Annotated in this window: 11 protein-coding genes; 7 read left to right on the top strand and 4 right to left on the bottom strand. The window is 46.1% G+C overall.

Translation table 11 applies throughout. The annotated features are described in order from the left end of the window. Window positions 1-1002: 1002 nt before the first annotated feature. Both ACO0K4_RS04580 and ACO0K4_RS04575 read left to right on the top strand, forming a co-directional pair. Window positions 1003-2352, top strand: coding sequence for a DUF3422 family protein (locus ACO0K4_RS04580; RefSeq protein ID WP_422955446.1), 1350 nt, complete (start codon window positions 1003-1005; stop codon window positions 2350-2352). Window positions 2353-3042: 690 nt separating this feature from the next. Further along, a complete protein-coding gene (locus tag ACO0K4_RS04575; protein ID WP_422955445.1) occupies window positions 3043-3900 on the top strand; it encodes a hypothetical protein in 858 nt (285 codons plus the stop codon). A 12-nt stretch (window positions 3901-3912) separates the two neighbouring features. On the opposite strand, the gene ACO0K4_RS04570 is transcribed toward ACO0K4_RS04575, so the two are convergent. After that, window positions 3913-4095, bottom strand: a complete 183-nt coding sequence (locus tag ACO0K4_RS04570; RefSeq protein WP_422955853.1) for an HGGxSTG domain-containing protein — start codon at window positions 4093-4095, stop codon at window positions 3913-3915. 368 nt (window positions 4096-4463) lie between these two features. Then, window positions 4464-4742, bottom strand: coding sequence for a hypothetical protein (locus ACO0K4_RS04565; RefSeq protein WP_422955444.1), 279 nt, complete (start codon window positions 4740-4742; stop codon window positions 4464-4466). A gap of 174 nt (window positions 4743-4916) precedes the next feature. Between ACO0K4_RS04565 and ACO0K4_RS04560 the strand changes: the two genes are divergently transcribed. Genes ACO0K4_RS04560 through maiA form a run of 3 tightly spaced genes read left to right on the top strand, consistent with a single transcriptional unit; the run spans window position 4917 to window position 8892 of the window. After that, a complete protein-coding gene (locus ACO0K4_RS04560; protein WP_422955443.1) occupies window positions 4917-7463 on the top strand; it encodes a DUF349 domain-containing protein in 2547 nt (848 codons plus the stop codon). 60 nt (window positions 7464-7523) lie between these two features. Beyond that, the gene (locus ACO0K4_RS04555; RefSeq protein ID WP_422955442.1) at window positions 7524-8216 is read left to right on the top strand and encodes a fumarylacetoacetate hydrolase family protein; all 693 of its coding nucleotides are present in this window, start codon (window positions 7524-7526) and stop codon (window positions 8214-8216) included. 19 nt (window positions 8217-8235) lie between these two features. Further along, a complete protein-coding gene (gene maiA, locus ACO0K4_RS04550) occupies window positions 8236-8892 on the top strand; it encodes a maleylacetoacetate isomerase (protein WP_422955441.1) in 657 nt (218 codons plus the stop codon). A gap of 85 nt (window positions 8893-8977) precedes the next feature. Here the strand turns inward: maiA and ACO0K4_RS04545 are convergent, their stop codons facing one another. After that, window positions 8978-9637 carry a hypothetical protein gene (locus tag ACO0K4_RS04545; protein ID WP_422955440.1) on the bottom strand — a complete coding sequence of 220 codons (660 nt, stop codon included), beginning with the start codon at window positions 9635-9637 and terminating at the stop codon, window positions 8978-8980. Between the two features lie 211 nt (window positions 9638-9848). Here ACO0K4_RS04545 and ACO0K4_RS04540 point away from each other — a divergent pair, with 211 nt between their 5' ends. Together ACO0K4_RS04540 and ACO0K4_RS04535 are read left to right on the top strand one after the other, a co-directional pair. After that, complete coding sequence (locus ACO0K4_RS04540) at window positions 9849-13013, top strand: PAS domain-containing sensor histidine kinase (protein ID WP_422955439.1); 3165 nt, start codon at window positions 9849-9851, stop codon at window positions 13011-13013. Between the two features lie 236 nt (window positions 13014-13249). After that, the gene (locus tag ACO0K4_RS04535) at window positions 13250-14824 is read left to right on the top strand and encodes a DUF885 domain-containing protein (RefSeq protein ID WP_422955438.1); all 1575 of its coding nucleotides are present in this window, start codon (window positions 13250-13252) and stop codon (window positions 14822-14824) included. Window positions 14825-14834: 10 nt separating this feature from the next. Here ACO0K4_RS04535 and ACO0K4_RS04530 read toward each other — a convergent pair whose 3' ends face one another. Then, complete coding sequence (locus ACO0K4_RS04530; protein ID WP_422955437.1) at window positions 14835-15890, bottom strand: acyltransferase family protein; 1056 nt, start codon at window positions 15888-15890, stop codon at window positions 14835-14837. Window positions 15891-16108: the final 218 nt, after the last annotated feature.

The raw sequence follows: 16108 nt of genomic DNA, 5'->3' as shown, positions 1-16108 counted from the left end.
CCTGAATTCTGCCTCGGATGTGGGCACTTGTCGTTGCTGGTCAAAATAGATGAGTCAAAAAATAGTGAGAAACATCACCTGAGCTTTTATCTTTGCTCAGATTGACTGGATGTGGATGATCAAAATGCATGTTGTCGTTATAATTCTTTTTAATCAGATTCACGCAAAAAAATTTTGCTCCTCACAACTCTCCGGGAATGCCTCCATGCTCTGTAATCGAGATGTGGTATCTGGCAGAATGGTCAGCCTTGGCACCGTGTTACCAAGGTATGGAAAGGCTTAAAGAGGGGGGGGGTATTAAAATGACGCGATGTGCTCGGACACGAGGTTGTTGTTACCCCTAAAGCGCGTCATTCCTGCATGCTTTCTCCGGCGTGACAACCTGAGAGCTCCATTGAATGGATCGGCATACTTCATTATCGTAGCAATAGAGCTATCCCGCCGGGAACTTCTAAAAACCCTTTAGTCAATATTCATGGAACCGCTTACTCCTGTCTTCTCTATGTGTCTTTGTGTCTCCGTGGTGAAAGGATTTGTTTTTTTGCGTCAGTCCTACCGATGTGATTTTTCAATTTGAAGGTTTTTAGAAGATCCCACATGAATCCGCAGGCTGGATGCGGCTTCCAGAGGCTTTTCGGGCTAATAGGCTTGCCCAGCTTGCGGTTTCATTTTTGAAATATCCTTTTTGAAACGCTCTGTGGCATACAAGCAAATATGGTGTGTACCATGGTTCTGAAGCTTACTGAGTTAGTGGTGTGTTTTTTGATCGTGCAGAGCATTTTGATCGAACTACCGTGCAAAATGGATGCTGCTGGCATTATTCGCCAACAAGACTACTCGCTCTGACCGGAGGCTGATTTGCTTCAGTGCGCTGTACGTACAAAGGCAAGCGTTGTACAGAGTGTTACGCCTCAGTATTTGTTCTTAGAGACGATAGCCGGAATTCGGAGTACACATGTACTAACGACTGCGAATTGATTTCTCATTGATGGACCCTGCCTTATGACAATCACTTACTCGAGTCTCAACCACGCTCTGCGCGTTCCACTTGCGGCAGAGATTCATTCACGACCTTTCTTAAAGCTGGAAGCACCTGAGCTGGTCTCTCATTTTGCTGTATATCGCGATAGTGATGAGGTCACATTAAGCTCAATCGCCGCTGAGCAGCATGCAACACTGGCTGCATTGTGCGCGCACTTTGGCGTCACGCCGCCTATGCTTGAGTCCAAATATTTTTACTATGATTTTGGTCATTTTCGCTTGAAATGGGAATGCCACACTGAGTTTGCGACTTATACATTCGCTGAGCGGCTAGAGCGTGCATTGCCGGTTGCTGAAGCGTTTTTGGCAATGCCGGTGTTGCAGTTACCTGAAGAATGGTTGCTCAGTCTGAAGGGCAAAATCATCGTTGCCGCCCATGTTGTCCTTGACGATAGCGGCGGCAGGACAGAGGCCTTTGCACAAAGTCTGCAACGAGTATTTGAGGGTAATGTACTCGCAGGTAGCTACGTGATGCAGGGAGGCGAGCTATGGACGGATTTCGCGATACAGGCAGATGGTTTCAGCCGTTTTGTGATTCGCGACGTTGGCATGCGTGCTTTGCAGGCAGGGCGTCTGGTGCAGCGTGTGCTCGAAATCGAAACCTACAGGATGATGGCGCTGCTGGGTTTGCCCTATGCACACAGAGCCGCTCCTGCCTTGAATGCCATCGAAAATGAGCTGGTCGCACTTGCCGGTGCGATGGTCGAGACCGATGAGGCGGCGAACGCAGAGCTATCAGAGCAGTCCGGCGTATCTGAGCGTGCGTTGCTTGATCAGATCACGCGATTGGCCGCGCGGATAGAAAAACTGTCACTCGATAACAGCTACCGTTTTTCTGCATCTAAAGCCTATGTGCGCCTAGTACATGCGCGCATCGAAGAGTTGCGTGAAGTCAGGATCGAGGGAATTCCGATGGTCGAGGAGTTTATGGACAGACGCTTGACACCCGCGATGAATACCTGCGATGCAATGGCAAGTCGCCAGGAAGCACTGGCACAGCGGATCGCCAATTCGAACGACCTGTTACGTACCCGCGTCGGTATCGTACAAGAAGCGCAAAATCGCCAGATCCTACAATCAATGAACGCCCGAGCCGCACAGCAGTTACATCTGCAACAAGCGGTCGAGGGCCTCTCCGTCGCAGCGATTTCCTATTACGTCATCGGTTTATTCAGCTACACAGGCAAAGCCGCGAAAGTATTCGGACTAATCGTCAATACTGATGCAGTCGTCGGCATATTAGTCCCCTTTGTTGCCGTCGGCGTATGGCTGGGACTGCGTCGCATGCATAAGCGTGTACATACCGTATGAACGCGATTTTTGAATAAGTAAAATTAAAGCTGAACGTTCTAAAAATGCAAAAGCCACTGACGAGTCAGTGGCTTAGCAATAATATTGGTGGACGGCGGGAATCGAAAATGGCCTGGATAAAGTCTCTTAAGGATTGTCATTAAAATTTACTGCGATAGTTACTGCATTCCGTTACTGGTGCCCCCTGATTACTTTCTAATTTGATTGAAAATGAGAATGTTTTTCAATCAATAAAACGTTTTTAGTAGTTTTTTCATTTCATAGATTTACGAAATGCCGTCCGCCAATGCAGGATAGCCATATCCTCAGTTTGAGCTCCGGATTTGTAAACCCGTCTTGCAACGCAGGGTCGAGTTTCAAACACGACTTGGACTCCGCAAAGTTGCCGAGTCAATCGTCCCAAGTATTAAGACATCCTTCAATGCTGGAGATGTCCGCAAACATCCCTAAACGCGAGGGACATTCAGTATTGACTGTAGCCAGCCATCAATGGGAGTTTTCAATACCCGTCAATGACGCAAGTTCAATATTGTAAAATCGAAAATAATTTAACTTAGATCACAAATGACTATGTCAACAAGAAACCTGCACCTAAATTATCGTAAACGGTTCAGCATTGTCGTAATGCTGTGCTCTGTTTTTTTCTCGAACGTATCATCTGCAGAATCTGATTTAAAGTCGGTACAGTCGATGTCTTCGCAATCGGTTAAAAAATCGGAGCCGTCAGTTGATCAAAAAGATGACAAAAAAGAAATTTTAAAACAACCAACAACAATAGAAATAATTAAGGCACCAGTACTCCAGATAGAAACTACTGATAAAACTGAAAAACATCACGATTACGCATCTTCTGAATGGTGGCTCGTCTATCTTACGGGCGTGTTGGCGGCGGCAACAATTGGGCTATTTATTTTCACAGCATGTTTGTTTAAGGCCACCGTCGCTCTTGGTGATGACGCGAAAGAATCAGGACAAAGGCAGGCCAGCGAGATGAAAGAATCCCTTAGAATTTCAAAAATTTCTGCAGATTCCGCAAAAAAAAGTGCCGATACCTCAATGCTCTCAGAAAGAGCTTATATAACTGCATCTGTCGTGTTGCCGGGACTTAAATGGATAAATGCTTCTACTGGGTTATTTGAAGTTCATATCGCAATCATGAATCACGGACGCACTCCAGGTAATGTAACTGATGTTGCGATCGGATCTAAAATTTTAGAAAATGGTGAGCAACTTGGTAACACTGATATTGCGGCCCGTGAAGTCATTCCAAAAGCATTCTTAGTCCCGAATGATTCGCTCCCGCACTCCAGAAATTTCAATATAAATGGACAAAGCATCAACGATGTCAAGACAGGCAATAAGACTTTGTGGGTGTTTGGATATATTGATTACGTTGACATATTCCACATGAGACGTCGATCGGGTTTCGCTCGTATTTACCAACCACGTTTAGACGACAATAAGCAAATAAACCTCGTAAGAATGACCGAAGGGAACTTTCAGTACGACTATGATCGCCAACATGAGGACGGGGAGGGAAACAATTGACTCAAAGTTCGGTCAGTCAGCTCGCAAAGAAGCCCACATTTTCACTAATTCGCCATTGACGGAAGACCTCGCCTTACCCTCTGGCGTTCCTGGTCCCGCGCTCGCTTTGCCATGGACACGGCATCGTCCATTTGACTTTGATAATTCCTGGCTTTCGCATGGTGCGCCGTCACGCTTCTTCGCTCCACAGGTCAAACCATGCAACAAAGCAGGAAACGGCTTCGCCCATTACGGCCCGACCATTTCCCACCGAATCCATTGTCGATGCTTTCTTTCAACAGTGCTCCAGTAGTTAATCCAGCGCTCGCACAATTTAGTCTGTGTGTATGATCTAGTTCGCTTTACTTATTTTTCTAAGCGTTGCTAATAACTGTAAGGTTCGTTTATCCATGGGGCTTGTTTCAATAAGATAGACATCTGCGAAATTTCAACTTTAAAAAAAGCCCACGCTAAGGCAGGCTTTGTTTTTTGCGGATATTAACAAAATCTCGCGGCGCAATTTTGCACCGATTGAATATTTGTGAGTCGGTTACCAGTACCACGGCGGAGAGAATGAGACCCCGTCACCCAGTCTGGCACAAGTCATCTATAACGGTGGCGGCACCAACAATTACCTGCAATAAGAAAGTAGCGGACAAGAACTCACCCGCGAGTTCGACGGCATTGGTCGCATCAGCAAGACCGCCCTGCACACCACCTGCACGAACGACAAGGCCTACTACTATACCTACAGTGGCGACGGTTGAGAACAAACCATCAGATCCTTCGACGACGCCATGGATCGGGCCGAAATCAACCACTACGTCAACGACGCAGCCGGTCACATCGTCGCCAAATACCATGACGGCGGCAAAGCCAGCGGTGTCGAACGAATTGACTATCTCTACGCCCAGGGCAGCCTGGTAGGCGAGAATATCGGCTAAGGTAGCTTGCTTCTCCTAAACCGATGTTGGTCGCGGCTGGCAGATATTGTTATGATGTGTGTTTTGCTCATTTACCTCTCTTTATCTATCCCCATGTTTGAGTTCCTCTTTAAGCGCCGACCTGCATCCACTAACATCTCCCCGGCAGATGTAACCTCTTTAGCCGAGGGAAAACAAAAAGAGACCGAACATCAGAAAAATACAGTAAAAAATGCGAGCCAGCGCACCGAGCTCATGGAGCGCATACAAACTCTGACGAAGGATGAAAACGCACTGGTCGAGATCGTCCTCAGTTGTGATTTTGCAGATGGGCGTTTTAGCGCTGCACAGCACGTGCACAGTCAGGAGGCTTTACGAAAAATTGCGATGGCTTTGCGCAATACGGATAAACGCGTTGTGAAGTTAATGCAATCCAGGCTGGATGACATTGCGACACTGGATCGTCAACGACAATTAGCGATCCAATATGTAGAGCAGGCGCAGCGATTAGTTCATGACGAAAAACTGATTCCGCAACAGCTTATTGAGCTGGATAAATTAACCGCAAAGCTCAGCGTATTCCCTGATGATCTGAAACAAGAATTCGATCATCAGTATCAAACATTGCAGGCAAGGATTGTGTCGCAGACGGCTTTGCAAAGAAAAATCATCGATCTATCTCATCTGCTGGCGGCATCAATGGGGATTGCTGATGCAGAGCATGCAGCACAGCTCGATCAATGGCAAAACGAATTTGATCAACTATTGTCTGATCCTGAAGCTCCTGGCTTGCCTAAGAATCTGCTGTCAGATTTTACTGAAAAAATGCAAGCGGTACGTCAGCAATGGGTATGGTTGCAAACGCAAAAAAGCAATCCTGAAGAAGCGGTAGTGCGTTCAGACATGGTGCATGAGCAGATGCCGGCAGATGATGCTGAGAGCAATGCTCATTTGTCATCGAATGTTGTTGTAAGTGAGGATGACGAGAGTACGTCAGTAGCGGTATTGCCGATATCAAAAATTAAATCAGCCATACCAGTTACACCAGCCGTATCTGCGGTGAGTACAGAGCAAATCATTAAAGCGATAGAGGCGATGGAGCTTGCTCTTGAGCAGGGTAGCGCATTGCAGGCACAGAAAATTGAGCGTGAGATTTTGCGAGGTGTTGATGTAAAACGTAGCAGCCTAGCCAGCGACCAGAAAGAACGTCTTTTTAAAGTTCAGTCGGAATTAGGACGTCTTTTGTCATGGGCCAAATGGGGCGGTAGTATTTCGCGGGATGAATTGATTAAAACCGCAGAGAATTTGCCTGTGCAAGAACTAGAGCCTAATGAACTCGCAAAGAAAATTGGCGGTTTGAGAGAGCGCTGGAAATCCTTGGAGGCAAGCAGTGGCGGCGCATCAAAAGAGATTTGGGATAGATTTGACGCTGCTTGCAATCTTGCATACGCACCGGCTGCGGCATATTTTCAGCAACTTGCTCAGGGACGATCAGAGAATCTGAAAAAAGCGGAGGCGCTGCTCACAGACTGGCGGAACAAAGCCGATGCGTTGCTGGCAAGCTCAGACTGGAAGTCGGCAGCTCATTTTTTAAACGAGCTGAAACAAGCCTGGCGCGAATCGGGCAATGTAGACCGTAAGCATAAACAACGTCTTGATACGACGTTTAATACGCTATATCAGTGCTTGTCGCAGCCGTTAGAACTGCAAAGAAAAACCGAGATTGATCTGAGAGAGCAATTGATTCAACAAGTGACGGCAATTGATTCTGCACGCCGTGATGCTGTTGATCAGTTAAAGCAGCTGCAAGCTCGCTGGCAAGAACGGGCGCTCGCTTTACCCTTGCGTCGTAAAGATGAACAACAGCTTTGGGAAAAATTCCGCGCTGCCTGTGATGCGTTATTTATGCAGAGGAAAGCGACTATCGGCCAGATTGACGAAGAGCGCAAATCGAATTTGGCAACCAAACTTGCAATTTGCGCGCGTGTCGAGCAGGTGATTGTATCGGCTGAGCAGCAAGATCAGTTTCAGCTTCAACTATTACTGCGAGAGATCACGCAGGCGTGGCGTGAGACCGGTGCGGTTCCGCGTAATGAGGACGACGCGATTGAGAAAAAATTTCAGGCAATTTGTTCACAACTAAAATATCAGATTGAACAGGCAAGGGAAAGTGATGCTCAGGCAGCCAGACATCAGTTGCAGTCAAAATTCGATTTGTGTCAGCAAGTTGAACGTCAGTTGTCAGAGAATCTTGAGCAAAGCAAATTGAGCTTGGCAAAATGGGTGGCAGAATGGAATCATCTTTCGCAGAAAAAAGCAGTATCTACCTTACTCGATCAGGCATTAAATAAGCGCTTTACCGCATGGATGCAAGCGGTTGAGTCGGGGGATGTGACCTATGCCGATCAGTTGTCCGCTAATGCAGAAATCGCAGGAAAAATCATTTTGCAATTGGAAATATTGAATGGTATTGATAGCCCGGCAGAATTGTCCCGGCTTCGTTTGCAGATGCAGGTCGACGTGTTGCAAGAAACGCTCAAATCTGGCAATAAGCACAGCGCCAGCCTTGAGCAGTTGCAACGACTGTATTCCACGCCTGCGGTTCTGGAGCCGTCTCAGCAACAGCGCGTAGCGCGCTTGCTGAAAGCGAGCAACATCTAACCATTGCCTTTGTCAAACAAGCTAAGCAGAATTAAAGAGAGCAAAAGAGAAGGAAATGCTATGAGTTATGTATTCGACCCTAAGACACCGTCAGTGCCAGTAGCAAATTCAGATTTGCTGTTTCCTGTCCACAGAATTTACTGTGTGGGGCGAAACTACGTGGAGCATGCAAAAGAGATGGGCTGGACTGGGCGTGAAGCACCTTTCTTTTTTATGAAGCCGGCAGATGCGGTGCTGCCGGTGTTAGACGGACAAGTCGGTGAAATGCCTTACCCAAGTACGACGAATAATCTGCACCACGAGGTTGAGCTGGTTGTAGCGATTGGTGTCGGCGGAAAAAATATTTCTGTGGGAACGGCGATGTCCCATGTGTGGGGATATGCAGTGGGGCTAGATATGACACGCAGGGATTTGCAACAAGAATCTAAAGAGCAAGGACGACCTTGGTGTACGGCGAAGGGGTTCGATTTTTCGGCACCGATTTCCCCGGTCTATCCAGTGACTCAGACTGGATGGATAGATCAGGGCAATATTCATCTGGATGTAAATCAAGTGCAGAGGCAAGATAGCGATATCAATAAATTGATCTGGAATGTGGCGGAAGTGATTTCCACTCTATCTACCTTGTATGAATTACAGCCTGGCGATTTGATATTTTCAGGTACGCCAGAAGGAGTTGCTGCAGTAAAGTCAGGCGACTTAATGGAAGCGCGTATTGCAGGCGTCGGCGAATTAAAAGTCCGTATTTCTTAAGACTACTTAAAGATATTCTATGAAACTCTATAGCTATTTTCGCAGCTCAGCCTCCTATCGGGTACGCATCGCCTTGAATCTGAAAGGCCTTGAGTATGAGGTCTTGCCTGTTCATCTGGTAAAAAATGGCGGCGAACAATTATCGGATACGTTTAAGCAAATTAATCCCGATGCTTTGGTGCCGGCTTTGGTGGATCAATATCAGGGGCAGGAATTTTCGGTCAATCAATCGCTGGCTATGATGGAATATCTGGAGGAGGTATATCCTGAGATTCCGCTGTTGCCCAAGGATCCGGTTGTCCGCGCTAAAATCCGCGCGTTTGCGTTGGGAATCGCTTGTGAAATTCATCCAGTAAATAATTTACGGGTATTGAAATATTTATCCAAAGATCTGGGGCTGAGTGATGAGCAAAAAAACATTTGGTATCAACATTGGTGTATGTCAGGTTTGCGTATTTTAGAGCAGCGCTTGGTTGAAGATCAGTGTGCTGGCCGTTTTTGTTTTGGTGATACGCCTAGTCTGGCGGATTGCTGCCTGATTCCCCAGATTTTTAATGCTCAGCGCTTTAACTGTGATTTAAGTCAGGTGCCTACTCTGATGAGTATTAATCAGCATTGCATGCAGCTTCCGGCTTTTATGGAGGCATCTCCAGCGAGGCAGATAGACGCTGAGTAAGCTGTATGGTCAGTCGTGAGCGTAAAAAAAGGATGTTAAATTGTTTAACATCCTTTTTTTTGCCAGTGACTTAACGGCAATCAGTTTAGTTCGGCAAATTTTGTGCAGGAAGCGTTTCGGAGAGTGTGTCATTTAACACAGAGATCAAAATTGATCGTGTTAATTTAGACTTTGTTGTGTAGCCATCAATCGCAAACTCATAATTAACCTGTTTTTCCGGCGCATAGCCAGGTTGACCGGTGCGTAAGACGATACGTAAGTTATGACGACCTAATTCATTGCGGATGACACTGACGAGTTTCAGCCCTGCATCAACGGTTTCCATGACGACGTCTAACAAAATGAGAGCCATATCAGAGTGATCAACGACTAATTGACGAGCTTCTTTTGCTGAATATGCATGTAAAAACTCAAGTGGACGACCGTGGATTTTCACGCCACTCAATGCAAGCAAAGTCGTATCGTGCACATTACTATCATCATCGGCAATCAGGATTTTCCAGGGGAGTGTTGCCAGCTTTGTGTCTTGCGTTTCCAGCTCCTCTTCCAAAAAATCAATGAGATCGTCATCGTCACTCTGATCAACAGAACAGCTGGAGATGACATCGTCGGACAGGCGAGCAATCATGCCTGTTTGCTTAAATCCACGGAGATGAATGCCAGATGCCATTAAATGACAGGGTGTCTGAATATCGTTATTGTGGAGGTCTAACAAGCCGGGCATTTTACTGTTCTGAAGCTTCATCAGTTTTCTCCCTGTTGCTTGGATTAAATTTTTTCTCTGTTTTAATCTTATGTGATGCGCCTGTGATAATCAAGAGGTCGAACCACTATTTTTAACAAATGACAACTAATTAGCATATTTTCTATTTCAAATTATGCCAGTGCAAATACCCGGTGGTAATATTCATCATCGTAGTATTTGGTAGTTCTACACTAGTCTGAGCACAGTCTCTATGCCGTCTTTTTTTCTACCCGTTGCAATCGCTTGGGCAATCGGCATCAGCTCGATTACCATGCTTGTCCTGGTGTATTTGCAGCGCATCAAAGTCAGCGCCAGGGCCACCCGATTCTGGGCGATTGCGTACGCCTGCATCGCTCTTCGTCAATTTTGTTCCTTATTAGAGGTTTATCAATTTCCGTTATCTGCAATGGGGGTTGATTTTTTCACGGTAGGGCTCGCATGTTCTTTTTGGTACGGTACGCGCATTTTTTTAGATAAATTCGCTGCTACTCCCCGCATTATTTTGTGCTTCTCCTTGTTGGTGCTCTGGAGTTTTGTCTCGCATCTGACCGGAATTGATCGTTTGTTCCGTGAGTTTCCCGTGTACTTATTTGCTGGTCTGATGCTGATTACATCGGCGGTTAGTTTTTGGCGTGTGCCGCAGACGGATCGCAATGGCGGGTATAAGGCACTATCGCTATTGATTGCATTGAGAGGCATACATCTTCTTGATTTTCCTTTTGTCCGGGGCAATAGTGATTTGCTGCCATGGGGTTTCATGTTGTCTAGTTTATTAGACCTAAGTACAGGCATGCTTTTATTGGTAGTCGCCATTCTGGAACAGAGAAAGCAGAGCGAGATATTGTCAGCCTCAATTCAGGATGAAATGATCGTACGCAAGCAAGCTGAGGGTGTATTAAGGGAGAGAGAGGCTTTGTTTGAAAAAGTCTTTCAATTTGTACCGGATGTACTTGTCATATGCAAAGAAAAGGATGGCCGCTACGTCGAGGTAAACCGGCACTGGGAAGCGGTGACTGGTTATAGCCGTGAGGAATCTCTAGGTAAATATTCATTGGAGTTGCACCTTTGGGTCGATACTAGTCAGCGCGATCAATTACTGGAGGCTATCCGGACTACTGGTGAGGTGCATGACCTCCAGGCGATCTACCGGCATAAACTGGGACATCATTATTTTGTGAGTATTTCTGGTGTGCGTTTTGAGGTTGGTGGAGAGTCTTTTGTAATGTATCTGGTCGAGGACCGGACCGAGTTTCATAAGATTGAAAATCAACGCAAAGAGGCTTTGATTCAGCTCCGTGAGCGTGAAAAGAGATTTGTCAAAATATTTGATCTGGTCCCGGAAGCGATCAGTATTATCAGTATGGATAATGGCATGTTAGTTGATGTGAATACGCACTGGTTATCCATGTTCGGTTTGCAGCGCGAACAGGCAATCGGCAAGCATCCCGGGCAGGATTTAAATCTCTGGCTGGATACTGAGCGCAGAGCACAATTCATCAGTAGATTATTGACCTTAGACCAGGGGGATAGCATACGCGGTGAGGAGATCAGGTTCAGAGGTAAGGAAGATGCGTCAATATTGGCGGAAGCTTTTTGTACAATTTTTGAATCCGACGGACAGAAATACTTGCTGACGGCAATGCGTGACATCACCGAAATTCGTGAAAGCGAGCAGGCAAGAAAGCGCGCGGAACTTAATTTACGAGAAAGAGAAGCTGTTCTGGCAACGGTCTTCCAATTGGTTCCAGATACACTGACGATTACCCGCATGGCTGATGGTCACTACATTGATGTGAACAGGAATTGGGAACCTTTGTCTGGCTATGCGCGCGAAGAGGCGATTGGACGCACATCGGGAGATCTGGATCTTTGGGCATCTGCAGATCAGCGTCAGAAGATGATTGAGCTGATCAAGCAGGATGGAGAGGTAAGGGGAATGCAAATCGCCTTTCGTCACAAGGAAGGGCATATTTTTCAATGCCGTGTTTCTGGTTCTAAATTTGTGGCGGGTGATGAGACTTACCTTTTGTTAGCTTCCCATAATATTGATCAGGAGATCGCCGCCGAGATGGCAAGAGCAAAAGCCGAAATGCTTTTGCGTGAGAACGAATACAAATATTCGACGATCTTCCAATTGTCCCCAATTGCATTAGGACTCGTCAGTGTTAACTCGTCCTTATTCATCGAGGTCAATGATGTGTGGCTGGCACTGTTCGGTTATTTGCGCGACGATGTAGTGGGAAGAACCGCACTCGAATTGCAATTCTGGGAAAAACTTGAGCAGCGCGATGCCATGATGCAGTTGCTATTTAACGAAGGGCGTGTCGATCGTTTTGAAATACATCACCGCCACCAGAACGGGCAGGTGCTCATTTGTTTATTGTCTGCGCGTCTATTTACCATGAACGGCGAAAAAGTGTTTATTTTTGGCTTGCATGATGTCACTCGACAATACCAGATTGAGCAGGAAATTCGCGAGATGACGGTGCAACTGGAGGCTCGTGTCAGGCTGCGAACGATCAAGCTTGAGCAGGCGAATATAGAACTCGCTGAAGCAATGGAGTCGCTGAAGAGAACGCAGGATGAATTGATCCGCTCCGAAAAAATGGCTGCGCTAGGTTCTCTTGTGGCAGGCGTTGCGCATGAGCTAAATACGCCGATCGGCAATAGTGTCACCGTTGCCAGCACCTTGCAGGATAAAACCAGAGAGTTGTTACAAGATATTGACGAAGGCAAATTACGTCGCTCGACCTTGGATAGCTATTTACAAAGCGCTAGTACCGGTACGGCACTTTTAATGAGGACCTTAGGTATTGCGCGTGAGCTGGTCAGGAGCTTTAAGCAAGTCGCTGTAGATCAGTCTAGTAATCAGCGACGGCAGTTTGATTTAAAAGCGGCTTTAGAGGAGGTCATTGCGACATTGATGCCTATGTTTCACAAAGGTGCTTTTGTTTTGAGAACTGATTTAATTCAAGACGTGGCCATGGACAGTTTTCCTGGTCCTCTTGGGCAAATCATTACCAATTTTATGACAAATGCATTGAATCACGCATTTGATGGCAAAGAGAGCGGTGAGATGCGGATATCAAGCCGTCTTCGTGATGCCGGACATGTGGAGATTGTGTTTGCGGATGATGGCAACGGCATTGCAGATGCAGATCAAAAGCGCGTCTTCGATCCATTTTTTACTACAAAATTGGGGCAGGGAGGCTCTGGACTAGGTATGCATATCGTGTATAACTTAGTCACCGGTGTATTGGGCGGATCAATTGATCTGGAAAGTCATATCGGTAAAGGCACTCGCTTCACAATGGTATTGCCACTGGTTGCCCCGGAGATTTCGCCTGAAGTTGATCCTTATCGTGCAGATAAGTAAACTTTTTGTAAGTCACGATGTTGATTTTATATAGACATCAATATGAATAAGTATTCATGAGAACAATCCTTACTAAAGTCACCTGTTGCATCATCTTGTTGTCGAGTGCTCAGTGTTATGCCGAAAGTGATACTGCCAGCCATCGATTTAAAGATATTTACATGAAAGAATGGGCCTGGCGGCAAGCCGAGACAGGAGAGGCAGATGAGGATGCTGAGCAAAAAGTATCTGCCAGCTTGCCAAAGGTCAGTTATTTAGTGCAGGAGTCGAAGCGTCGTTATTGGACTGACGTAGTCGATCAGCTGAATAAAATTAATACTGACGAATTGTCCGCTTCCGAGCAAGTTGATTTTGCGGTCTATAAGATGCAGATTGCTAGCTTACTGCTTAGCCAGGAATTTCGTGACTACGAAAAACCGCTCAATGCCGACTCTGCTTTTTGGTCTGATCTGACTTACATCGCTAAGGTGCCAATGTCACGTAGTTTGGATTTTGAGCATTATCTCGCGCAGTTAAGTGATATGCCTCGCTATTTCTCTGAACAAATCAAAAATATGCGGACGGGTTTGCAGCGTGGCTTTACTCCGCCCCGCGTGACTTTGCTGGGACGTGATGCATCAGTTGAGTCGGTTATTAATGTACCAAATATAGAGAGTAGTATTTACTTCACTCCTTTTATCAAGATGCCTGATTCTGTACCCACAACAGAACAAGTTCGTTTGCGCCAGGCAGCTATGAAGGCGATACGAGAATTCGTGCTGCCTTCACACAAGCTATTATTGCAATTTTTGCGAACGGAATATTTTCCGCAATCCAGGCAAGACCTAAGTGCAGAAAGCCTGCCGGATGGTAAGGCCTACTACCGGTCAAAGATAGAAGAATTTACGACCTTAGCACTATCTCCAGACGATATTCATGAGATCGGCCTGATTGAAATCGCGAAGATACGGCGAGAAATGGATGACGTGATTCGTCAAGCCGGCTTTAAAGGAGATATCCCAGCCTTTTTGCAATTTCTTAGATCTGATGCTCAGTTTTATGCAAAAACGCCTGAGGAATTATTGATGAGAGCCGCGTTTATTGCGAAGAAATTTGATGGTAAGGCGGCAGCTTATTTTGGCTATTTGCCACGCAGACGTTTTGCCATTAGAGCGGTTCCTGCTGATCAGGCACCGTTTTACACATCAGGTCGTGGCGGTCCTGGGATCTACCTAGTTAATACATATGATTTGCCATCGCGAGGTTTATATAGTTTGCCTGCATTGACTTTGCATGAGTCCGCACCGGGACATGCGTTTCAGATGCCCGTTGCGATGGAACAAAAGGGACGGCCCGAGTTTCGGCAGGCTTATTTGTCGGCTTACGGTGAAGGCTGGGCTTTATATGCTGAGCGTCTAGGTGTTGAAATGGGCATGTATGACTCGCCCTACGAATTATTTGGAATGCTGAGTTATCAAGCTTGGCGGGCGGCTCGCTTGGTCGTTGATACGGGCATTCATGCAAAAGGTTGGAGCCGGGAGCAGGCGCAGCAGTATTTGAGGGAAAATACAGCGCTTTCTATGCATGAAGTTGAAACAGAGGTTGATCGATATATTTCCTGGCCGGCCCAGGCTCTTTCATACTATTTGGGTGAGATGACTATCTGGAAGGTTCGTCGCAAAGCAGAAGCTGCACTGAAAGAAAAATTCGATATCCGAAATTTTCACGATACGGTTTTGGCGTTGGGCTCTGTCCCGCTATCAGTATTAGAGCAACGCATCGATCGCTTTATTTCTGAGGGCGGTAAAAGCCCCTATCCCGAGATGAAATGAGTACGTGAGCTCAATATTTCAACAGTTGCGTTAGTTTTTTTCGGATTGGTTGGTCATAGATTCGATCGAGCCACCAGGTTATGAGTACCAAAGTAAGCAGCAAGATAATTCCTGAGGTTGGCGCATAGGCGGCAAATTCTTTGCCAATTAATTTTTTACAGGCAATGTCAATTAAAAGAGTAACCGGGACATGCAAGACATACAGCCCATAGCTAATAGAACCTAATGTGGCATAACTGGCTTTCATCCATTTTTTATCTGATTCTGATCTGCTTCCGATCAATACCAATAAGGGGAACAGAAACAAAACCGTAGCAAGATCATAAAAAGGGCGTAGATCCGCTGTTGGGCTTATGCATAGCAAACTTATGCAAAGTGCCAGAACACACCAACTCGGTAGTTTCGGACGGAGAGATTGACCCTTGTAAGCCGCAATGAGTAGACCCATACAAAAAGAATATGTCACCCTGGGAACACCGCCGACGGCGCTCGACCATTGGTAGCCGAGATCCAGATGTCCGAATTTGATGGCACAAATACTTAATCCAATTGCGGCTAAAAATGTGATGAGGATTAATTTTTTGATGCTAAGAAACCGATAGAACATCGCATAAAGCGCATTGGCAAGTAATTCAAATAGTAGCGACCAGGATGGTGCGTTGACCGCATAGAGCTGAGGTGTTAACGGGGATGGCAGAATGAGCATTGCTAATGTGCTACTGAGCAATAAGGTCGTGATACTCCAATTGGCGGCATTGCTTCCTGCAATAACACTCGCTATTGCTAAAATAATTCCCAGCACAGTTCCCATGGCATAGAGTGGATAAAGCCTGATCAAACGTATACGCATAAAAGAGTAAGTTGATACTCCCTCGTCAAGGCGTTGTGCATATGCTTTTGCAATGACGAATCCGCTAAGAACAAAAAACAAATCAACAGCCAGGTAACTCTCAGGAAAAAATAGCCCCGCAAAATAATTAGATGTATGAAACAAAACTATCAATAGTGCGGCTATTCCGCGCATGCCATCTAGCGTGTGATATTGATGTCTTTGGAAGTTTGTCATTGTTATGTGAATGGCCGATTGTGTTTTGGATAGTAACAAAGCGGGTTTTAATATTGACTATTTCTGATGAAGAATATTTTTAAACATAATCCTTGCCAATGGCGGAAGGAATTTGCTATAGTTCGGCTCCCGTCGAGAGGCGGGAAGGTAAGGAAGAGAAAGAGAAGCGGTTGATACGGATGTTAGAAGTGGGAGTTAGGGGCGCGTAAGCGTGTTTA

This window comes from Undibacterium sp. RuTC16W (assembly GCF_049339445.1).
GTDB lineage: Bacteria > Pseudomonadota > Gammaproteobacteria > Burkholderiales > Burkholderiaceae_D > Undibacterium.
Note: the sequence above shows the minus strand (reverse complement) of the source record. Positions and strands in the feature narration are given on the sequence as shown.

Bases quoted from the DNA above. Each gene is read 5' to 3' on its own strand.
- ACO0K4_RS04580 (WP_422955446.1), top strand. From the start codon at position 1,003: ATGACAATCACTTACTCGAGTCTCAACCACGCTCTGCGCGTTCCACTT.
- ACO0K4_RS04575 (WP_422955445.1), top strand. From the start codon at position 3,043: ATGTCTTCGCAATCGGTTAAAAAATCGGAGCCGTCAGTTGATCAAAAA.
- ACO0K4_RS04565 (WP_422955444.1), bottom strand. From the start codon at position 4,742: ATGGTATTTGGCGACGATGTGACCGGCTGCGTCGTTGACGTAGTGGTT.
- ACO0K4_RS04560 (WP_422955443.1), top strand. From the start codon at position 4,917: ATGTTTGAGTTCCTCTTTAAGCGCCGACCTGCATCCACTAACATCTCC.
- ACO0K4_RS04555 (WP_422955442.1), top strand. From the start codon at position 7,524: ATGAGTTATGTATTCGACCCTAAGACACCGTCAGTGCCAGTAGCAAAT.
- maiA (WP_422955441.1), top strand. From the start codon at position 8,236: ATGAAACTCTATAGCTATTTTCGCAGCTCAGCCTCCTATCGGGTACGC.
- ACO0K4_RS04545 (WP_422955440.1), bottom strand. From the start codon at position 9,637: ATGAAGCTTCAGAACAGTAAAATGCCCGGCTTGTTAGACCTCCACAAT.
- ACO0K4_RS04540 (WP_422955439.1), top strand. From the start codon at position 9,849: ATGCCGTCTTTTTTTCTACCCGTTGCAATCGCTTGGGCAATCGGCATC.
- ACO0K4_RS04530 (WP_422955437.1), bottom strand. From the start codon at position 15,890: ATGACAAACTTCCAAAGACATCAATATCACACGCTAGATGGCATGCGC.